Origin of the sequence: Xanthobacter oligotrophicus (assembly GCF_008364685.1) — a bacterium.
In the GTDB taxonomy this organism is placed as follows: domain Bacteria; phylum Pseudomonadota; class Alphaproteobacteria; order Rhizobiales; family Xanthobacteraceae; genus Xanthobacter; species Xanthobacter oligotrophicus.
The window spans coordinates 1-19,281 of sequence record NZ_VTTL01000005.1 but is presented as its reverse complement, the minus strand read 5'-3'; the positions used below and the strand labels follow the sequence as shown (position 1 = coordinate 19,281).

Below are 19,281 nucleotides of genomic sequence, written 5' to 3'. Positions count from 1 at the left end.
ACGTCGCCCCTCGCTTTCGCCTGCGTCACCCCCCGGCTCGACCGGGGGGCACGGCGCCGACGGGCTGGGGACCACGTGCCGGCACGGGCGGAGCCATGGATCCCCCGGTCAAGCCGGGGGATGACGTAGGTGAGAGAGACGAAAGCGCCGGCCGTCCGAAGGGGCGGCCGGCTTTTTTGTGCCTACCCCTCCCCCGGCCCGGGGATCAGCACCCTGAGGGCGTTGAGGATCACCGCCACGTCGATGGCCTCCTGCAAGAGCGCCCCCGCCACCGGCTCCAGAAGGCCGAAGGCGGCCGCCACCATGCCCACGAGCGACAGGGCGATGCCCACGAACACGCTCTGCCGCGCGATGGCGAGCGCCCGCCGGGCGATGGCCATGGCTTCGGCGAGCCGATCCAGCCGGTCCACCAGCAGCACCACGTCAGCCACCTCGGCGGAGGCGGCGGCGCCGCGGGCGCCCAGCGCCACGCCCACGTCGGCGGCGGCCAGCGCCGGGGCGTCGTTGACCCCGTCGCCCACCATCATCACCGTACCCGCCGCGAGCCGGGCACGGGCATCGGTGACGTGGGAGACCTTGCCGCCGGGCTGAAGGTCGCCGGCCCAGCTGTCGAGGCCGAGGCTGCGGCCCAGCGCCTCCACCGCCTCCACCCGGTCGCCCGAGGCGAGGGCGATGTGGTCCACCCCGCCGGCCCGGAGCGCCCGCACCATCTCCCCCGCATCGTCCCGCACCCGGTCGGCGAGGATGAGCAGGCCGGCAAAGCATCCGTCGATGGCCACCGCGACCACCGCGCTCGCCGCCGGCAGGCTGGTACGCAAGGCCGCCAGATCGCCGCGCGCCCGCGCCGCGACGAAAGTGCAGCCGCCCACCGCCACCTCCCGGCCCTCCACCCGCCCGGTGACGCCGACGCCGCCCTCTTCCGCCACGCCCTCCGGCACGGCGAGGGCGAGGCCGCGGGCCTTGGCCGCCGCCACCAGCGCCGCCGCCACCACATGGCCCGAAGCCTGGTCGAGGGCTGCGGCAAGGCGCAGCACCTCGTCGGGGGCGAAGTCCGGCGCGGTGCGGATCTCCTGAAGCTGGGCCCGACCGTGGGTCAACGTACCGGTCTTGTCGATCACCAGCGCCCGCACGGTGGCGAGCTTTTCCAGCGCGCCGCCGCTCTTCACCAGCACCCCGCGCTTCGCGGCCCGCGACAGGCCGGCCATGAGCGCCACCGGCACCGCGAGAATGAGCGGGCACGGGGTCGCCACCACCAGCACCGCCAGCGCCCGGCGCGGATCGCCGGAGAGGAACGCCGCCGCGAGCGCCAGCGCCAGCGACACCACCAGGAAGGCGAGGGCATAGCGATCGGCGAGGCGCGCCATGGGGGCACGGCTCGCGGCGGCCGCCTCCACCAGGCGGACGATGGCGGCGTAGGTGCTCTCGTCCGCCGGCCGCAGTACCCGCACGTCGAAGGCGCCGCCCACGTTGACGGCGCCGGACGGCGCCTCCTCCCCCTCCTCGAGCCGCACCGGGTGCGCCTCGCCGGTGAGGGAGGACTGGTCGAGTACCGCCGGGCCGCCGCAGATGCGCCCGTCGGCGGGGATCGTGTCGCCCTGCCGCACCACGATGAGGTCGCCGCCCTTCAGCGCGCCGATGGGCACCTCGCGGAGCGTGTCGCCCTCCCGCAGCAGGGCCGAGCGGGGCGCGCGGGCGGCGAGCGCGGTCATCTCCCGGCGGGCGCGACCTTCGGCGAAGCGCTCCAGTTGCTGGCCGCTGGCATACATGAGGGCGACCACATTGCCCGCCAGCGGCTCGCCGAAGGCCAGTGCCGTGGCCATGGAAAGGGCCGCCAAAAGGTCGAGGCCGAACCGGCCCTCCCCCAGCGCCCGCGCGATGTCGAACACCAGCACCGCGAGCACCGGCACGGTGCCGGCCACGAAGGCGAGGAACGCCGCGCGATCCTGCCCCGCCAGCAGCAGTCCGAGGCCGACGACCAGCGGCAGCACGGCGGCCGTCAGCAGGAGGTAGCGGTTGCGCGCCAGGCCGACGCCCATCACAGTCCGTGCCGACCCGGGCATGCATCTCTCCTCGCGGCTGGCCATGCGGCGTTTGGCCAGCCAGTGTTTGGCCATGCGGTCGCATTGCCTTTGCGGATCATCGCTATTCTAATGTTATTAGAAATATTCTAATTTGGAGTCATCCGGGATGTCCCGCTTTTTCCCCGGCCGCCGTCGCTTCGCCGATCTGTCCGAACAGGAAGTCCTCGCCCTCGCCATCTCCTCGGAGGAGGACGACGCCTATACCTACACCGACTATGCAGAGACCCTGCGCAAGGATTATCCGGACACCGCCAAGGTGTTCGAGGCCATGGCGGCCCAGGAACGCGGCCATGCCACCAGCCTCACCCGCGAATATGAGCGTCGCTACGGCCCCCATGTGCCGCTGATCCGGCGCGAGAGCATCGCCGGCTATTACCATCGCCGCCCGGTGTGGGCCGTGGCCAATCTCGGCATCGAGCGCATCCGCGCGGAAGTCGGGCGGATGGAGGACGAATCGGCGAACTTCTACCTGCAGGCCAAGAAGAAGGCGACCGACCCCGGCACGGTCAAGCTGCTGGAAAGCCTCTACCAGACCGAGCTGCAGCACGAGGAGATCGCCGGCTCGCTGGCGGAGCGCTACCTGCCGGTGGACAAGCGCGCCGAGGAGAACGAGAAGGCCCGGCGCCAGTTCGTGCTCACCTGGGTGCAGCCGGGCCTTGCCGGCCTCATGGACGGCTCGGTCTCCACCCTTGCCCCCATCTTCGCCACCGCCTTCGCCACCCAGAATTCCCACACCACTTTGCTGGTGGGCCTTGCCGCGGCGGTGGGCGCGGGCATCTCCATGGGCTTCACCGAGGCGATCCACGACGATGGCGTCATCTCCGGCCGCGGCTCGCCCATCAAGCGCGGCATCGCCTCCGGCGTCATGACGGCGGTGGGGGGGCTGGGCCACGCCCTGCCCTACCTCATCCCGGAATTCTGGACCGCGACGGCCATCGCCATCGTCGTGGTGTTCATCGAACTCTGGGCCATCGCCTTCATCCAGAACCGCTTCATGGAGACGCCGTTCTGGCGCTCGGTGATGCAGGTGGTGCTGGGTGGCGCGCTGGTGCTGGCGGCGGGCATCTTCATCGGCGGCAGCTGACGCGCAGGCGCAGGTTGCGCCATTGGGCGGCGCCTCAGCTTGAAAGCGTGCTGCCTGGACCGAACCCTCTCCCGCGTGCGGGGGAGGGGGCTAGCACGGCTTGCTCAAGATCATTGGCGCGGCGACCGCAAGGGTGCGAACCTTGCCCGGCACTCTCGGAGATCCGCATGCTCGCCATGGTCCTGAAGCGCAGCGGCGACAGGCTGGTCGCGCAGGAACGGCCCGATCCCGTCGCGGGGCCGGGCGAGGTGGTGATCGCGGTCACCGCCTGCGGCGTCTGCCGCACCGACCTCCATGTGGTGGACGGCGAGCTGCCCCAGACGCTGCTGCCCATCGTGCCCGGCCACGAGATCGTCGGGCGGGTGGCGATGCTGGGCGCGGGCGTGTCGCACCTCAAGCTCGGGGAGCGGGTGGGCGTGGGCTGGCTCGGCCACGCCTGCGGCAGCTGCCCCTATTGCACCGCGCAGGAGGAAAACCTCTGCGACACCCCGGTCTTCACCGGCTGCACCCGGGACGGCGGCTTCGCCACCCACACGGTGGCGGATGCGAACTTCGTCTATCCCCTCGGCGAAGCCGGCGACGACACGGCGCTGGCGCCGCTGCTCTGCGCCGGCCTCATCGGCTGGCGTACCCTGAAGATGGCGGGCGAGGGCCGGCGCATCGGCTTCTACGGCTTCGGCGCGGCGGCGCACATCATCGCCCAGGTGGCCCGGTTTCAGGGCCGGGAGATCTACGCCTTCACCCGCCCCGGGGATGAGGCGGCGCAGGATTTCGCCCGCTCCCTCGGCGCCGTCTATGCCGGCCCCTCCGACGCCCCCGCCCCCGAGCCGCTGGACGCCGCCCTCATCTTCGCCCCGGCGGGGGAATTGGTGCCGCAGGCCCTGCGCGCCGTGCGCAAGGGCGGGCGCGTGGTGTGCGGCGGCATCCATATGAGCGACATCCCCTCCTTCCCCTATCGCTGGCTGTGGGAAGAGCGGAAGATCCTGTCGGTGGCGAACCTGACCCGGGCGGATGCCCACGAATTCCTGGCGCTGGCCCCCAAGGCCGGCGTGACCACCCATGTGACGCCCTACCCCCTGGCGCAGGCCAATGACGCCCTCGACGACCTGCGCCACGGCCGCCTGAAGGGCGCGGCCGTGCTGGTGCCGTGACACCAAGGCCGAGACCCCCTCAGCGCTGCATCACATAGGTGCCAGGCGCCGGCCCCAGCGTGGGATAGCCGGGGCCGCCGATCTTCGGCAGGCCCACCGGCCCGGTGGAGCGCGCCGCCAGCCAGGCGTCCCAGGCCAGCCACCAGGAGCCGTCCTGCGGCTTCGTGGCCTCGACCCATTCGTCCGGACCCAGATGCATGTCGCCATGCTTGGTCTCATGCAGGCGGAAGTGCCGGTGCTTGTGCCCCGGCTCGCTCACGATGCCCGCATTGTGCCCGCCCGAGGTGAGCACGAAGGTGACATCGGTGTCGGCGAGCTGGTGGATCTTGAACACCGACCGCCACGGCGCCACGTGGTCGCGCTCCGTGCCCACCACGAACAGCGGCACCTTGATGTCGAGCAGCGACACCGGCCGCCCGTCCACGCGATAGCGGCCGGCGGCAAGGTCGTTGTCGAGGAAGAAGCGGCGCAGATAGTCCGAATGCATGCGGTAGGGCATGCGGGTGGCGTCCGCGTTCCAGGCCATGAGGTCGTTCATGGGTGCGCGCTCGCCCATGAGATATTCATGCACCAGGCGCGACCAGACGAGGTCGTTGGAGCGCAGCATCTCGAACGCCCCGGCCATCTGCCCGGCGGCGAGATAGCCTTGGTCCCACATCATGCTTTCCAGCATGTAGAGTTCGCTCGGATCGACGAAGAGCTGAAGCTCGCCCGCCTCCGAGAAATCCGTTTGCGCCGCCAGCAGGGTGATCGAGGCGAGCCGCGCATCGCCGGCCCGCGCCATGGCTCCGGCGGCCACCGACAGCAGCGTGCCGCCGAGGCAATAGCCCGCCGCATGCACCTTGCTGCCGGGCACGATGGCCGCGATGGCCTCAAGTGCCGCCATGACGCCCTGCGTGCGGTAGTCGTCGAAGCCGAGGTGGCGGTCTTCCTGGGTCACGTTGCGCCAGGAGATGCAGAACACCGTGTGGCCCTTCGACACCAGATGGCGCACCAGCGAGTTCTCGGGCGACAGGTCCAGGATGTAATATTTCATGATCCAGGCCGGCACGATCAGCACCGGCTCGGCAGCCACCTCATTGGTGGTCGCGCGATACTGGATCAGCTCGATGAGGTGGTTGCGGAAGACCACCTCGCCGGGCGTCACCGCCACATTCTGCCCCGGAACGAAGGCTTCCGCCCCCACCGGCGGCGCGTCGCTCGCCTTACGGGCGAGATCCGCCAATGCGTTGCGCGCGCCCTCCACGAAGTTCATCCCACCCGTCTCGCGGGTGCGGCGGATGACCTCCGGATTGGTGAAGGGCGAGTTGGAGGGCGAGAACACGTCGAGCAATTGCCGCGCGGCGAAGGCCACCAGCGCCTCGTCGTGGGGCTTCACGCCGGGCACCCCATGGGTGGCGTTGTGCCACCACTGCTGGTTCAGCAAAAACGCCTGGTACCAGAGGCGGAACGGCCAGTCCTGCCACACCGGGGCGCTGAAGCGCTCGTCGCCCGGCAGGGGGGTGATGCAATTGGGGAAGGTCCGGTCGAAGCTGGAGGCCACCGCATAGGAGCCGAACCGCGCCGCCTTGCGCCACGCCTTGAGCCCCAGTTCCGCCTGCTTGCCGGGGGCGCCCGCCAGATGCATCCACCAGTCGAGATAGGCCAGCGACAGCGCCGCCGGCGACAGGCCGGACGTGGCGCGCGCCACCAGTGCCGCCGCCGCCCGGTCCACTGCGCGGAATGCCTCGGGACCCGAGCCCCGGTCAAAATCCTCGTCATCCTGGCAGGTCAGGCGCGCCCACGTCTGCGCCAGCATCCGGGCAGATTCCGGCAAGCGGGAGAAGTCCATGGCCGGACGCTCCGGCCCGGATGCGGGCGGCGCGGGCGACGGCGGAGCAGCGGCCGGCCCGGCCTTCGGGGCCGCCCCGACGGGCGCTTCCGACGGCGCGGTCGGGACGAGGGTCAGGGACGGAACGCGGGTCTCGAGGGGCATCGGCCGGTCTCTTCGCAAACTCGGGAGCCGCCGGGCGGGTCGCCAGCGGCGCACATCTGTTCCTTGCCCGTGCTCGGGGCGCTTTCATGGCGCGCGAGAGCGCGATCCAAAGACAGAGCATGCGCGATGCCGATTACGGTACCATGACCCGCATCAAATGGCTGCGACCGGCTCAAGCAGCTCCCGATAGTGGGCGAGAAACGCCTTCGGCCGGAGCCGGAACAGCGCCTTGTGCCGGCGGCGGGCCTTCTTCTTCAGCCGCTTCTGGGCAAGGCCCATGGCGAAGTCGAGCCGGTGCCGCGTCCCCTCCGCCAGATCCGGCGCCGCCTGAAGCAGCGGGCGCAGGATCTCGATGTCCTGATGGGCGCCCAATATGTCTCGCAGGCGCTGGGCCTTGCGGGCGCGCTTCGCCCCCCGGCCGCCGAAGGCGGAGGCGATGAAGCTCATCTGGTAACGGTGGGCCACCACCCTTTTGCGGGTCTCGTGCAGAAGGTGCGGGTCGGCGAAGTGCGCGCGCCGGGCCTGGCGGTAGGCTTTCACAAGCCCGGCCCCCACGTCCGCCGCCGCCACCTCGGCCCCGAAATCGCCCGCGAGCTTTGCCCGCACCTCGGCCCCGAAGGCGGTAAGGTCGGCGCGATGGCGCTCGGCTTCCTCCGGCGGCTCCGCATCGGGGCCGATGGCGGCCCGCGCATCCGCCGCGTCGCAGGCGATGAGCAGGCCGGCGGCCTCGATCACGTCGATGGCCTCCCCGGCCGCGGCCTTGTCGCGCGCTCCGGACAGAGCGCGGGCCACCTCCGCCGTCTGCCGGCGCAAGGCCGAAGCGGTCTCACCGGGCACGAGGCGCAACAGGGCCCGCAATTCCTTCATGGCCTTGCGGGCGTCATGGACCATCTCCACCGGGTCCGGATCCTCGATCGCCTCCTTGAGGGTGTCGAGGACATCGATGAGCGCGAACACCAGCGCCTGCCCCGCCACCGAAGCGGGGGCCGGCGGCCCGGCGGGGCCAGCGGTGTCCGGTCGCGCGGTCCTGCCGGCGCCGGAATCCTCTCCAGATCTCATGCTTCAATCCTGCCACGGCCGGAGGGTTTCGTCTTGCCGGGATAGCACCATGGCGCTGGCGATGCCCCCCGCCCCGGCGATGGCCACCAGCGCCCGGCCGCCCGCCGCCCGGAGCCGGTGGAAGGCCCGCACCGCCAGCACCGCTCCCGAGGCCCCGATGGGATGGCCCCGGGCGAGCGCGCCGCCCTGCGCATTCACCCGCGCCGGATCAAGGCCAAGCCGCCCGATGGCGGCGAGCGCCTGAACGGCATAGGCCTCCATCAGTTCCACATGTTCCATGTCGCGCGCATGAAGGCCGAGCCGCGCGCACAGGGCGTCCACCGCTGCCACCGGTGCCAGCGCCGGCATCAGCGGATCACCGCCCCGCGCCAGCGCGCCCAGCACTTGCACCTGCCCGTCGCTACCCGGCCCGAGCAGCACCATGGCCGCCGCATCCGCCTCCACCGAAGTGGTAGCGGCGGTGACCCCATAGGCCGCCTCCCCCGCGATCACCGGCAGGCGGGCGAGCAATGCCGGGGACAGGACCCGCGCGAACGGGTCCGAGGCCACGGCGTTCACCGGCACGATCTCGCCGTCCGGCAGCGCGGCGGCCAGCGCCCGGCGATGGCTCTCCATCGCAAAGGCCTCCTGCACCTGCCGGGTGATGCCCTCGGCGCGCGCCAGCTCCGCCGCTGCGGCGGCAAGGTCCGGCTCGCGCTCGGGCCAGGGGGTGAAGGCGGGCTGGCGGTAGAAGGCCGGCGCCCCGTCCTTCGCGCGCGGACGATGGGCGCGCAGCGGGGCGCGGCTGAAGCTCTCCACCCCGCCGGCCAGCACATAGCGCGCCTCCCCGGCCGCGATGCGGGCCGCGCCCATGCGGATGGCGTCGAGGCCCGAGCAGCACTGGGTGTCCAGCGTCAGCGCCGGGATGTGCTGCGGCAGGCCGGCGGCCAGCGCCGCCACCCGCGCCACATTGCCGCCGCCGGACAGGGCATTGCCGAGGATCACCTCGTCCACCGCCTCGGGCGCGATGCCGGCCTCGGCGAGCAGGGGGCCGATGAGGGCCGCCGCCAGGGCGAAGGGCTCGAGGTCCCGGAAGGCGCCGCCACGCGGCACCACCGCCGTGCGCCTGGCGGCCAGAAGGGCGACGCCGGTCATCGCCACGCCGGTCATGAGATCAGCTCGCAGCCGTGCGGCCAGAGGCGGGCGACGGCGGCAAAGTCGGTCTTTCCGGAGGCCGTCAGCGGCCAGCGGGCGACCCGCGCATAAAGCCGCGGCACCTTGAACAGGGCGAGCCGCGGCCGCAGCCACGCCACGAGGTCCGCCCGTGTCACGGATGCCCCCATCTGCGCCCCTTCCTCCGGCTGGAGGAAGGCCACCAGCCGCTCGCCGCGCTTGCCATCGGGCACGCCCATCACGGCGGCGGCGGCGATGGCGGGGTGCAGCTCCAGCTGCCGCTCCACCTCTTCCGGATAAAGGTTCTTGCCGGAGGTGACGATCATGCGCTTGGCCCGCCCCGCCAAAGTGAGGAAGCCGGCAGCATCCAGGCGCCCCATGTCGCCGACGCTGATCTCCGCCCCGTGGCGCAAAAGGTCTTCGCTGTCTCCGGTGGCATAGTCGAGGAACAGGAAGGGGCTTTCCACGAAGACGAGGCCGGTGCGCCCCGCAGGCAGGCGCCGGCCGGCTTTGTCGCGGATGGCGAGGCGCACGCCGTCGAAGGCGCGGCCCACGGAGCCCTCGGGCACCGCCTCCTCGCCCTTCGCCACGGTGATGAACGAGAGTTCCGACGCGCCGTAGAATTCGGCGAAACCGGCCTTGGGCAGATGGCGGGACAAGAGCGCCTTGCGCCCCGCCGTCCATTTGGCGCCCGAGCACAGCACGAGGCGCACGTGGTCCAGCTGCGCGCCCTCCGCTTGCAGATGGTCGAGCAGCAAGGCGAGCTGGGTCGGCACGCCATAGAGCACGCTGGCCTGGTGCCGGTGCGCGAGGTCCGCCACCGCGCGGGGGCGAAAGCTCTTCGACAGGATCACATGGGCGCCGGCATCAAGGCCCCGCGCCAGCGCGTAGAGGAACAGGGAATGGGTGAGCGCCCCCGGCGCCAGCACCACATCATCTGGGCCGATGCCGAATTCGCGGGTGTCGGCGTCAAAGCTCTCGGTCCAGGAGCGATGGGCCCGGCGATAGCCCTTGGGCAGGCCGGTGGAGCCGGAGGTGAAGCCCACATACAAGGGCAAATCCGGATCCGGCGGCTCTTTCACCGCGTCCGCGCCGGCGCCCACCGCCTCGGCAAGACCCGCCAGCCCCTGCGCCGGAGACAGGCGCACATCCGCGTCCGCACCACACGACACCAGCAGCCCCGGCCGGATGCGGGCGAGGATGTCCGCCCTTTGTCCTGCCGGCCAAGAGGGGTCGAGCACCTGCCCCTCCCGTCCCGCATGGGCGGCCGCAAGGAACAGCACCGCCAGCGCCGCGCCATTAGGCAGGTCCAGCGCGATGCCGCCTTCGGGCGCGGCCCCGAAGCGGGCGGCGATGCGCTGCACCAGCGTGGCAAGGGTGCCGTAGGTGAGGCTTTCGCCCTCGCAGGTCAGGGCCGGCGCATGGGGGCGCTCAGTGCCGTGGCCGGCGAGATGGCGGGTGATGCTCACGGGCGCGGCTGCGCCGCCACCGACCAGTTGCGCAGTACGGTGGTGACCAGCACTGCCGCGCCCACTGCCTTGACGAGGTCGCCGGGCAGGAACACCGCCGCGCCGATCACCGCCTTGGAGAGGCCGATGCCCGCCGCCGCCGCCAGCACCGGGATGCCGAACAGATAGACCACGAGAATGCCGCCGACCACCGACGCCACCAGGGCCGAAGCGAGGGCCGGCAGTTTCAGCCGCTCGGCCAGGAAGCCCACCACATAGGCCCCGGCGATATAGCCGATGAGGAAGCCGGCGGTCGGTCCGGCGAGGATGCCGAGGCCGCCGCGCCCGCCCGCGAGCAGCGGCGCGCCCAGCAACACCACGAAGACGAACAGCGCCACCGCCGCCGCCCCCGCCCGCGCGCCCAGGAGCAGGCCGGCGAGCATCACGCCGAGGCTCTGGGCGGTGATGGGCACGCCGGCGGCCAGCGGCATGTAGATGGGCGGCACGAAGCCGAGCGCCGCGATGAGGGCCGCGATGAGCGCGATGCGCACGAGGGTGCGGGTGTCCATGGTCGATCCTTCACGGGTTCGGGCGCGGCGACGTGAGCGGGGCTGGCGGCTCCGGCTGATCGGGCATGCCGAAGCCGCGGGCGTCGAGGGCTTCCGCCACCTGGTCGGCAGTGGAAAGCGCGCCGGAGAAGAAGGCGCCGATGAGCACCAGCCCCGGCCGGCGCGGGCTGCGGGCGCGCCAGGCCTCCTCCCGTCCCCGCCAGCTTTCCAGCAGCACCGGCACGAAGCGCAGCACCAGCGCCACCGCCAGCGACAGCCGCTCGGGATCGAGCCCGAACCGTGCCAGCGGCTTCAGCGGCACGGCGATGGCGTCCATCATGTCCTGCAGGCGGGTGGACAGGGTGACAAGGTCGGCCATGAGCACCATCACCGCGATGCGCAGCACGCTCGCCACCGCCACCGACAGGGAGGCGGCCCACACCTGCAGCACGAAGATGACCACCAGCAGCGGCACCAGGCTGCGCCACGCCAGCACGCGCAGCACCCCGCGCCGGCCGAAGCCGGCATAGACCAGCACCACCGCCGCGAGCACGCAGGCCAGCACCAGCGGATCGCCGATGGGCAGGATGAAGACCGACAGCACGGCCAGCGCCATCAGCTTCACCCCCGCTGGCAGCCGATGCAGGAGGCTGGTGCCGGAGAGATAGCCGGCGATCACGGCTGGCCTCCCGCCGCCACGGCGCGGGCGCGGGCGTCGGCCTCATAGAGCGGGATGACCTCCCCCGGCGCGCCGTCGGCGGCGATGATACCGCCCTTCAGCCACAGCAGCCGGTCGAAGCCGTCGAACAGATGCAGATCGTGGCTCGCCATGACCACCTGGAGGTCGAGGCCGGCGAGCCGCGCCGCGAAGCCGAGGCGGGTGGTGAGGTCGAGGCTGGAGAACGGCTCGTCCAGCAGCAGGATGCGCGGCCTGGCCGCCAGCGCGGCGAGGATGCACACCAGCTGCTTCTGGCCTTCGGAGAGGTCGGCCACCGCCCGCTCGCCCCAGCCGGCGCAGCCGTGGCGGGCCAGCAGCAGGTCGGCGGCGGCGTTGGCCTCGGCCTTGGGCTGGCCCTGGGCGATGGGGCCGAAGGCGATCTCCTCCCGCACGGTGGGAAAGATGATCTGGTGGTCCACGTTCTGGAACACGAAGCCCACTGTCGCCGGCAGGCGGCGCCGCTCCTTGCGGGTGTCGAGCCCGGCCACGGTCACCGTTCCCGCGTCGGGCAGGAGCAGGCCGTTCAGCAGCCGCAGCAGGGTGCTCTTGCCCGAGCCGTTGTCGCCCACCAGCCCGATGCGCCGCTCGGACAGGGTGAGGGAGAGGCCGGCGAAGACCGAACGCGCACCACGGTCGAGCACCACGCGGTCGAGCACCATGCCGGCGGCGCGACCGGGACTGTCCGAGGCGGGCAGGTCGCCGGCGTCGGGGCGATTCGGCTGGCGCGCGGGGCGCGCGGATCGTGAAGCGGTGAACATCGCGGGTGCGAGATGGATTATACGCTTCCCCGCGCGGTGCAAACCCTTATCGCAGGCGGCCGGCTCCCGGCGGACACGAGGGAGAACAACGCACCGCGCGCGTCACAAAACTGAAACATCCTGATGAAATAGAGGCGGCACGCTCCCCTGGCGCGATCCCTTGGCGCGATCTACGGTCGCCGTCGTCCCTCAAGCCGGTCTCATATCCATGAACATCGAAACCCACGCCCTCGGCCCGGAACAGGTTCTGATCGTGCTCGACGGCCGGCTCGACATCGAGGGCACGGCGCAGATCGAGGTGGCGTTCAGCGCCGTCTCGAGCCACGCCAAGGCGACCTTGGTGGATCTGTCGGCGACGCCCTTCGTCGCCTCCATCGGCATCCGCCTGTTCATCAGCAATGCCAAGGCCCTGGCCCGGCGGGGCGGGCGCCTGATCCTGTTCGGTGCGGCGCCGACGGTGGAGGAGGTTCTCCTCACCACGGGCCTAGGCGAACTGGCCACCGTGGTCGCCACCCGCGCAGACGCCGACGCGGCCCTCGCCACCGCCGGCGCGGCCTCCTGATCGCGGAATTTCCCGAAAAGTCGGCACGCATCGCGAACGGTACAGGGCGGCTTCGGCCGCCCTTTTCTGTTTTGTGCAGCTCCAATCCCGATTGATTTCCGGCGCGCCGAGGCGCATATATCGCCAAAATCAAATCGATTAGAACCCGGCGCGTCGGAACGCCGGAGCACACAGATTTCCATGGAGACGCCCATGTCCGGTCAAGGCGACCAGCCCGAGAAGCACGGCCTCAAGCTCCGGTCCCAGCTCTGGTTCGACAATCCCGACAACCCCGGCATGACGGCGCTGTACCTGGAGCGCTACCTCAATTTCGGCCTGACCCGGGAAGAGTTGCAGTCGGGCAAGCCCATCATCGGCATCGCCCAGACCGGCTCGGACCTCTCCCCCTGCAACCGCCACCACCTCGACCTTGCCAAGCGCGTGCGCGACGGCATCGAGGCCATGGGCGGGGTGCCGTTCGAGTTCCCGGTCCATCCCATCCAGGAGACCGGCAAGCGCCCCACCGCCGCGCTCGACCGCAACCTCGCCTATCTCGGGCTGGTGGAAATCCTCTACGGCTATCCGCTGGACGGGGTGGTGCTGACCACCGGCTGCGACAAGACCACCCCCGCCTGCATCATGGCGGCCGCCACCGTGAACATCCCGGCCATCGTGCTCTCGGGCGGCCCCATGCTGAATGGCTGGTGGAAGGGCGAGCGCACCGGCTCCGGCACCGTGGTGTGGAAGAACCGCGAGCGCTTCGCCGCCGGCGAGATCGACTATGACGAGTTCATGGACGTGGTGGCGTCCTCCGCCCCCTCGGTGGGCCACTGCAACACCATGGGCACCGCCTCCACCATGAACGCGCTGGCCGAGGCGCTGGGCATGTCCCTGCCCGGCTGCGCCGCCATCCCCGCCCCCTACCGCGAACGCGGCCAGATCGCCTACGACACTGGCAAGCGCATCGTGGACATGGTGTGGGAGGACCTGAAGCCCTCCGACATCCTCACCCGCGAGGCGTTCGAGAACGCCATCCGCGTGAATTCCGCCATCGGCGGCTCCACCAACGCCCCCATCCACCTCAATGCCATCGCCCGCCACGTGGGCGTGCCGCTGAACGTGGATGACTGGCAGGCGGTGGGCCACAAGATCCCGCTTTTGGTGAACCTCCAGCCCGCCGGCGAATATCTCGGCGAGGAGTTCCACCGCGCCGGCGGCGTGCCGGCGGTGGTGGCCGAGCTGATCGCGAAGGGCAAGATCCACGAGGGCGCGCTGACCGTGAACGGGCGCTCCATCGGCGAGAACTGCACCGGCAAGCTCTCCTGGGACCGCGAGGTCATCAAGACCTATGACGCGCCCCTGAAGGAGGATGCCGGCTTCATCGTGCTGCACGGCAACCTGTTCGACAACGCGGTGATGAAGACCTCGGTGATCTCGCCCGAGTTCCGCCAGCGCTTCCTCTCCAACCCCAACGATCCCGAGGCCTTCGAAGGCCGCGCCGTGGTGTTCGAGGGGCCGGAAGACTACCACCACCGCATCGACGACGCGTCGTTGGGCATCGACGAATACACCCTGCTGTTCATCCGCGGCACCGGACCGCTGGGCTATCCCGGCGGCGCCGAGGTGGTGAACATGCAGCCGCCCACCGCGCTCCTCAAGAAGGGCATCCATGCCCTGCCCTGCATCGGCGACGGCCGCCAGTCCGGCACCTCCGGCTCGCCCTCCATCCTCAACGCCTCGCCGGAAGCGGCGGCCGGCGGTGGCCTCTCCCTGCTCAAGACCGGGGACCGGGTGCGCATCGACCTCAACACCTGCACCGCCGACATCCTGATCTCCCCCGAGGAGCTGGCGCAGCGCCGCGCCGACCTGCAGGGCCACGGCGGCTTCCCCATGCCGCAGAGCCAGACCCCCTGGCAGGAGATCCAGCGCTCCATGGTGGCGCAGTTCGACGAGGGCATGGTGCTGAAGCCGGCTGTGAAGTACCAGCGGGTGGCCCAGACCATGGGCGTTCCCCGCGACAACCACTGAGCGAGCAGACCCATGAGCGAACAGGCGGCGCCGGGCATCCGTTCCGGCGCAGTCCCCGGTGAGGTCGCCGACGCGGTGCCTCTGGGCACGCCGGTGGAGGGTGGCCCGGCCCGGCGGCCGGCGCCCGTGACCCTCCAGGGGCGTCACGTCGCCATCGTGCCGTTCGACGCCGACCGGCACGCCGCTTCGCTCTACGCCCTCTCCCACGGGCCGGAAAAAGAAGCGCTGTGGGCCTATCTCTTCGCCGCGCCCTTCCCCGACGAGGCCGCCTTCACGCGCTTTTACGCCGAGGCCGCCACCAAGGCCGACCCGCTGCTGTTCGCCATCGTCGAGGCCGAGACCGGCCGCGCGGTGGGCCACGCCACCTACATGCGCATCGAGCCGGCGCACCGGGTGATCGAGGTGGGCAACATCCTCTACACCCCCGCGCTCCAGCGCACGCCGGGGGCGACGGAAGCCATGTATCTCATGTCCCGCCACGCCTTCGAGGATCTCGGCTATCGCCGCTACGAGTGGAAGTGCAACGCCCTCAACGCCCCCTCGCGGCGGGCGGCGGAGCGCCTTGGCTTCAGCTTCGAGGGCCTGTTCCGCCAGCACATGATCATCAAAGGGTTGAGCCGCGACACCGCCTGGTACGCCTTGCTCGACCATGAATGGCCGCGCGCCAAAGCCGCCTTCGAGGCCTGGCTCGACCCCGCCAATTTCGACGCCGAAGGCCGCCAGACGCAGCGGCTGGAGGACATCCGCGCCGCATTGTGAGGCATCGCCTCACCAATCCCAAAAGCTCAAGAGGAACGCCATGGCTGGACGACTTCAGGGTAAGACCGCGCTGGTGACGGCGGCGGGACAGGGCATCGGCCGAGCCATCGCCGAGGCCTTCGTGCGCGAGGGCGCGAGGGTTGTCGCCACCGATCTCGACACCGCCAAGCTCGAAGGTTTTTCCGGCGCGGCCCACAAGCTCGACGTGCGCTCCACGCAGGCCGTCGCCGCGCTGGCCAAGGAGATCGGCCCGGTGGACGTGCTGGTGAATGCCGCCGGCTACGTGCAACAGGGCAACATCTTCGACACCTCGGATAAGGACTGGGACTTCTCCTTCGACCTCAATGTGAAGGCCATGCACCGCACCATCTCGGCCTTCCTGCCGGGCATGCTGGAGAAGGGCAAGGGCTCCATCGTCAACATCGCCTCGGCGGCGTCCTCCATCCGGGGCGTGCCGAACCGCTATGTCTACGGCGCCTCCAAGGCGGCGGTCATCGGCCTGACCAAGGCGGTGGCGGCGGACTTCATCCTGAAGGGCGTGCGCGCCAACGTGATCTGCCCCGGCACCATCCAGTCGCCCTCGCTGGACGAGCGCATCGCCGCCGTCTCGGCCCAGACCGGCCGCTCGCTGGACGACGTGCGGGCCGATTTCGTCGGCCGCCAGCCCATGGGCCGGCTCGGCACGCCGGAGGAGATCGCGGCGCTGGCGCTCTATCTCGCCTCGGATGAGAGCGCCTTCACCACCGGGCAGATCCACATCATCGACGGCGGCTGGGCGCTCTAGGGCGCCCGCCCCGCGACCTACCCTGAACCTTTAGCCAAACGCCGTCGTCGAGCGATCCGGAATCGACTTCTCTCGAACGGCCTTGAGGGACCCTCACATGCATATTCTCGTCATCGGCGGCGCCGGCATGGTCGGCCGCAAGCTCATCGAACGCCTCGCCCGCGAGGGGCGCCTGGGCGGCAAGCCCATCACCCGCCTCACCGCCCACGACGTGGTGCCGCCCAAGCCGCCGCAAGCGCCCTTTCCCATCGACACGCGGGTGTCGGACCTCTCCGTGCCCGGCGAGGCGGCGGTGGTGGTGGCGGAAAAGCCCGACGTGATCTTCCATCTCGCGGCCATCGTCTCCGGCGAGGCGGAGGCGGACTTCGACAAGGGCTACCGCATCAATCTCGATGGCACCCGCCACCTGTTCGATGCCGTGCGGCTCATGGAGGGCTATACGCCGCGCCTGGTCTTCACCTCGTCCATCGCGGTGTTCGGCGCGCCCTTCCCGGATGCGATTCCCGACGAGTTCTTCCCCACGCCGCTCACCTCCTATGGCGCCCAGAAGGCCATCGGCGAGCTGCTGCTGGCGGACTACACGCGGCGCGGCTTCTTCGACGGCATCGGCATCCGCCTGCCCACCATCTGCGTGCGCCCCGGCCTGCCCAACAAGGCGGCCTCCGGCTTCTTCTCCGGCATCATCCGCGAGCCGCTGGCGGGACAGGCCGCAGTGCTGCCCGTGTCGGAGGATGTCATGCACTGGCACGCCTCGCCGCGCTCGGCGGTGGGCTTCCTCATCCATGCCGCCACCCTCGACGGCGAAAAGGTCGGCCCGCGCCGCAACCTCACCATGCCGGGCCTCGCCGTGACGGTGGGCGAGCAGATCGAGGCGCTGCGCAAGGTGGCCGGCGACAAGGCGGTGGCCCGCATCACCCGCGCGCCCGACCCGGTGATCGAGAAGATCGTTTCGGGCTGGCCGCGCAAGTTCGAGCCCCGCCGCGCCACCGAGCTGGGCTTCGTGGCGGAAAGCTCCTTCGAGGAGATCATCCGCATTCACATCGAGGACGAGCTGGGCGGCAAGATCGCGGACTGAAGCGTTCAGGTCGCGGCGCAGGCGTGAACCAAAGGCCGATGAGCCAGGCTCATCGGCCTTTTGCATCAGGCGGCGGCGCGGGCCATCCGCAGGGCGATGCGCTCTTCCAGCCGGCCGATGGCGCCGTCGAGGTCCGGCATCAGGGTACGATAGGCGGCGCGCCGGGCGGCGAGGCCTTCACCCGGCGCCACCTCGGGCAGCTGCCAGAATTCAAAGCGCAGCAGGCCGATGAAGGTCTGGCGCCGCAGGGCGCGCCACGCCTGCGCCCCGAGCGCCACCACCACGTCGAGCCGGGGCGCGCCGGACAGGCTGAACACGCCCGCAGGCTTCGCCGAAAGGCCATCGGCGGGAACCCGCGCGGCCTCGAGGCAATCGATGAGCGCGGGGTCCACCGCGCCGGGCACCAGGGCGGCGGCACTGAACGGCCGCAGCCCCCGGTGGCCGTGAAGGGCGATGGCTTCCGCCATCAGGCTGGTGCCCGCATTGTCCGGGCACACGAAGAGAACAGTGGGCCGTCCGGTCATCGGCATGGGTCTTTCTCTCGCCCCGAAAGATGGAGCCCGCGTCAGGATTAAGATCGCGATGCCAGGATACGATCACGATGCCAGGATACGATCACGATGCAATGTGAGCGGCGCGTGCACTGGCGCGCCTTCGTCCCGCGAACCGATACCCACCTGGCTCGAAAACGCTGTGGCGGCATCCCGCCCGCCGATTCGCACCCTACGCCACGCAGCCGACGCGGCTGTGACAGGCGCCCCCCCCAGGCGAACACCTGCCGCGCGGCGCGAATCATTCCGGCGTCCTTGCGCTCGCCTGCGGCCGGGGAGATGGCGCCACGCCCGTCAGACGACGTCAAGGCGCCCAGCCAACCCTCTGGGGAGCATGGTGAAAAATCGCCGTTAACCATTCTGCAAATCTATCCGGAGATGGATCGGTTGCTGGCGGGCGTCTTGATTCGACCGAAGGTTCTGCGCCGGCGCGTTGAATTCGGAGATTGAGTCATGGCCAAGAAGCTGGCGAAGAAGCCGGAAGTGACGAGCGACAAGGTGAGCAGCATCGCGGCGAAGGCGCTGAAGGATCCCTCCAGCCTGTCCCACGACGAGATCCTGGCGCTGGCCGGCTCCGCGCTCACCCAGGCCCCGGACAAGCCCAAGGCCGCCGCTCCGAAGCCCGCCGCTCCCACTCCCGCCGCCACGCCTGCCGCGAAGCCCGTGACCAAGGCCAAGCCGGCGCCGAAGGCCGCCGAGCCGGCACCCGCCGTCAAGCTCGAGGCGAAGGCCCCGGCCAAGGCCGCCAAGCCCGCGGCCAAGACTCTCGCCAAGCCCCCCGCCAAGGCTGCCGCGCCGAAGGCGGTTGCCCCGGCCAAGAGCGTTGCCAAGAGCCCGGCGAAGACTGCCCCGGTGAAGACCGCTGCCAAGACCGTCAAGGCACCCGCCCCGAAGGTCGAGGCGGAACCCGCCAAGACCGCGCCGAAGGCGACGGCCAAGGGTGCCGCCAAGGCTGCTGCCAAAAGCACCGCCATGGGCACCGTTGAGACGGCGGCAAAGGCCCCGGCGGTAAAGGCTACTCAGACAAAGGCCGCCGCGCCGAAGGCGCCTGCCAAGGTGGCTCCCAAGCCCGCTGCTCCGAAGCCCGCCGCGAAAGCTGAGGCCAAGGTCGTTGCCAAGCCGGTCGTTGCCAAGCCGATCGAGGCGAAGCCCGCGAAGCCGGCCGCAAAGACTCCGGCCGCAAAGACCCCTGCCAAGGCTCCGGCAGCGAAGGCCGTGAAGGCCGAGGTCAAGAAATCCGAAGTGGCGAAGGCCCCGGCCGCGAAAGTTGCCGCGAAGGCCGCCACCAAGCCCGTCAAGGCGCGCAAGCCGGCCTGACCGGCACGCCGACAGCAGAGAGCACGCGCCGATCAGCTTGCTTCAATCTGATCGGATCGCGCCCTGAGCCAGCGTCATCACCGACCCAAAACGCAAAGCGCCGCCGCCCCCCCCCTTGGTCCGGGGGGGGGGGGGGTTTTGGGGGGCGGCCGCCGGGTTACCAACGGGCCCGGGCTTTGTCCGGGGGGGGGGGGGGGGGGGGGCGGGGCGCGCGCCGGCCCCCCTCCCCTCTCCCCGCGGAGCGGGGGGGCG

The 19,281-nt window shown here is 70.9% G+C and carries 17 protein-coding genes; 8 read left to right on the top strand and 9 right to left on the bottom strand.

The window, feature by feature from the left end; all coding sequences use genetic code 11:
* Positions 1–182: 182 nt before the first annotated feature.
* On the bottom strand, positions 183–2,060 hold the full coding sequence (locus FZ033_RS09015) for a heavy metal translocating P-type ATPase (protein ID WP_149575829.1): 1,878 nt from the start codon (positions 2,058–2,060) through the stop codon (positions 183–185).
* A gap of 127 nt (positions 2,061–2,187) precedes the next feature.
* Between FZ033_RS09015 and mbfA the strand changes: the two genes are divergently transcribed.
* Together mbfA and FZ033_RS09005 are read left to right on the top strand one after the other, a co-directional pair.
* Complete coding sequence (gene mbfA, locus FZ033_RS09010; protein ID WP_149575828.1) at positions 2,188–3,165, top strand: iron exporter MbfA; 978 nt, start codon at positions 2,188–2,190, stop codon at positions 3,163–3,165.
* A 167-nt stretch (positions 3,166–3,332) separates the two neighbouring features.
* On the top strand, positions 3,333–4,316 hold the full coding sequence (locus tag FZ033_RS09005; RefSeq protein ID WP_149575827.1) for a zinc-dependent alcohol dehydrogenase family protein: 984 nt from the start codon (positions 3,333–3,335) through the stop codon (positions 4,314–4,316).
* A 19-nt stretch (positions 4,317–4,335) separates the two neighbouring features.
* Here FZ033_RS09005 and FZ033_RS09000 read toward each other — a convergent pair whose 3' ends face one another.
* From FZ033_RS09000 to FZ033_RS08970, 7 genes are all read right to left on the bottom strand, one after another.
* Positions 4,336–6,147, bottom strand: coding sequence for a PHA/PHB synthase family protein (locus FZ033_RS09000; protein WP_149576131.1), 1,812 nt, complete (start codon positions 6,145–6,147; stop codon positions 4,336–4,338).
* A 297-nt stretch (positions 6,148–6,444) separates the two neighbouring features.
* Positions 6,445–7,350, bottom strand: a complete 906-nt coding sequence (locus FZ033_RS08995; protein WP_149575826.1) for a CHAD domain-containing protein — start codon at positions 7,348–7,350, stop codon at positions 6,445–6,447.
* Positions 7,351–7,353: 3 nt separating this feature from the next.
* Positions 7,354–8,499 carry a thiolase family protein gene (locus tag FZ033_RS08990; protein WP_232847394.1) on the bottom strand — a complete coding sequence of 382 codons (1,146 nt, stop codon included), beginning with the start codon at positions 8,497–8,499 and terminating at the stop codon, positions 7,354–7,356.
* Positions 8,496–9,971, bottom strand: coding sequence for an AMP-binding protein (locus tag FZ033_RS08985; protein ID WP_149575825.1), 1,476 nt, complete (start codon positions 9,969–9,971; stop codon positions 8,496–8,498). The genes FZ033_RS08990 and FZ033_RS08985 overlap by 4 nt, the downstream gene beginning before the upstream one ends.
* The gene (locus tag FZ033_RS08980; protein ID WP_149575824.1) at positions 9,968–10,519 is read right to left on the bottom strand and encodes a biotin transporter BioY; all 552 of its coding nucleotides are present in this window, start codon (positions 10,517–10,519) and stop codon (positions 9,968–9,970) included. Before FZ033_RS08980 ends, FZ033_RS08985 begins: the two co-directional genes overlap by 4 nt.
* 10 nt (positions 10,520–10,529) lie before the next feature.
* Positions 10,530–11,177, bottom strand: coding sequence for an energy-coupling factor transporter transmembrane component T family protein (locus tag FZ033_RS08975; RefSeq protein ID WP_149575823.1), 648 nt, complete (start codon positions 11,175–11,177; stop codon positions 10,530–10,532).
* Positions 11,174–11,875 (bottom strand): energy-coupling factor ABC transporter ATP-binding protein, encoded by a 702-nt coding sequence (locus FZ033_RS08970; RefSeq protein WP_408068478.1) that lies wholly within the window; start codon positions 11,873–11,875, stop codon positions 11,174–11,176. Before FZ033_RS08970 ends, FZ033_RS08975 begins: the two co-directional genes overlap by 4 nt.
* Positions 11,876–12,182: 307 nt before the next feature.
* Here FZ033_RS08970 and FZ033_RS08965 point away from each other — a divergent pair, with 307 nt between their 5' ends.
* From FZ033_RS08965 to denD, 5 genes are all read left to right on the top strand, one after another.
* Positions 12,183–12,536 (top strand): STAS domain-containing protein, encoded by a 354-nt coding sequence (locus FZ033_RS08965; protein WP_149575821.1) that lies wholly within the window; start codon positions 12,183–12,185, stop codon positions 12,534–12,536.
* Positions 12,537–12,728: 192 nt separating this feature from the next.
* Positions 12,729–14,543, top strand: coding sequence for an IlvD/Edd family dehydratase (locus FZ033_RS08960; RefSeq protein ID WP_149575820.1), 1,815 nt, complete (start codon positions 12,729–12,731; stop codon positions 14,541–14,543).
* A gap of 12 nt (positions 14,544–14,555) precedes the next feature.
* The gene (locus FZ033_RS08955) at positions 14,556–15,302 is read left to right on the top strand and encodes a GNAT family N-acetyltransferase (protein ID WP_149575819.1); all 747 of its coding nucleotides are present in this window, start codon (positions 14,556–14,558) and stop codon (positions 15,300–15,302) included.
* A 40-nt stretch (positions 15,303–15,342) separates the two neighbouring features.
* Entirely contained in the window at positions 15,343–16,086 is a 744-nt protein-coding gene (locus FZ033_RS08950; RefSeq protein ID WP_149575818.1) for an SDR family oxidoreductase, read from the top strand.
* 97 nt (positions 16,087–16,183) lie between these two features.
* Positions 16,184–17,161 carry a D-erythronate dehydrogenase gene (denD, locus tag FZ033_RS08945; RefSeq protein WP_149575817.1) on the top strand — a complete coding sequence of 326 codons (978 nt, stop codon included), beginning with the start codon at positions 16,184–16,186 and terminating at the stop codon, positions 17,159–17,161.
* Between the two features lie 65 nt (positions 17,162–17,226).
* On the opposite strand, the gene FZ033_RS08940 is transcribed toward denD, so the two are convergent.
* Positions 17,227–17,691: an arsenate reductase/protein-tyrosine-phosphatase family protein gene (locus tag FZ033_RS08940; protein WP_149575816.1), complete on the bottom strand. Its 465-nt coding sequence runs from the start codon at positions 17,689–17,691 to the stop codon at positions 17,227–17,229.
* Between the two features lie 474 nt (positions 17,692–18,165).
* Between FZ033_RS08940 and FZ033_RS24000 the strand changes: the two genes are divergently transcribed.
* Positions 18,166–19,029, top strand: a complete 864-nt coding sequence (locus FZ033_RS24000) for a hypothetical protein (RefSeq protein ID WP_188079400.1) — start codon at positions 18,166–18,168, stop codon at positions 19,027–19,029.
* Positions 19,030–19,281 lie beyond the last annotated feature (252 nt).

What these genes read in the sequence shown, in the direction of transcription:
- FZ033_RS09015 (WP_149575829.1), bottom strand. Translation starts at nt 2,060, where the DNA reads ATGCCCGGGTCGGCACGGACTGTGATGGGCGTCGGCCTGGCGCGCAAC.
- FZ033_RS24000 (WP_188079400.1), top strand. Translation starts at nt 18,166, where the DNA reads ATGGCCAAGAAGCTGGCGAAGAAGCCGGAAGTGACGAGCGACAAGGTG.
- mbfA (WP_149575828.1), top strand. Translation starts at nt 2,188, where the DNA reads ATGTCCCGCTTTTTCCCCGGCCGCCGTCGCTTCGCCGATCTGTCCGAA.
- FZ033_RS08940 (WP_149575816.1), bottom strand. Translation starts at nt 17,691, where the DNA reads ATGCCGATGACCGGACGGCCCACTGTTCTCTTCGTGTGCCCGGACAAT.
- FZ033_RS08980 (WP_149575824.1), bottom strand. Translation starts at nt 10,519, where the DNA reads ATGGACACCCGCACCCTCGTGCGCATCGCGCTCATCGCGGCCCTCATC.
- FZ033_RS08970 (WP_408068478.1), bottom strand. Translation starts at nt 11,875, where the DNA reads ATGGTGCTCGACCGCGTGGTGCTCGACCGTGGTGCGCGTTCGGTCTTC.
- FZ033_RS08990 (WP_232847394.1), bottom strand. Translation starts at nt 8,499, where the DNA reads ATGACCGGCGTGGCGATGACCGGCGTCGCCCTTCTGGCCGCCAGGCGC.
- FZ033_RS09005 (WP_149575827.1), top strand. Translation starts at nt 3,333, where the DNA reads ATGCTCGCCATGGTCCTGAAGCGCAGCGGCGACAGGCTGGTCGCGCAG.
- FZ033_RS08955 (WP_149575819.1), top strand. Translation starts at nt 14,556, where the DNA reads ATGAGCGAACAGGCGGCGCCGGGCATCCGTTCCGGCGCAGTCCCCGGT.
- FZ033_RS08950 (WP_149575818.1), top strand. Translation starts at nt 15,343, where the DNA reads ATGGCTGGACGACTTCAGGGTAAGACCGCGCTGGTGACGGCGGCGGGA.
- denD (WP_149575817.1), top strand. Translation starts at nt 16,184, where the DNA reads ATGCATATTCTCGTCATCGGCGGCGCCGGCATGGTCGGCCGCAAGCTC.
- FZ033_RS09000 (WP_149576131.1), bottom strand. Translation starts at nt 6,147, where the DNA reads ATGGACTTCTCCCGCTTGCCGGAATCTGCCCGGATGCTGGCGCAGACG.
- FZ033_RS08960 (WP_149575820.1), top strand. Translation starts at nt 12,729, where the DNA reads ATGTCCGGTCAAGGCGACCAGCCCGAGAAGCACGGCCTCAAGCTCCGG.
- FZ033_RS08965 (WP_149575821.1), top strand. Translation starts at nt 12,183, where the DNA reads ATGAACATCGAAACCCACGCCCTCGGCCCGGAACAGGTTCTGATCGTG.
- FZ033_RS08995 (WP_149575826.1), bottom strand. Translation starts at nt 7,350, where the DNA reads ATGAGATCTGGAGAGGATTCCGGCGCCGGCAGGACCGCGCGACCGGAC.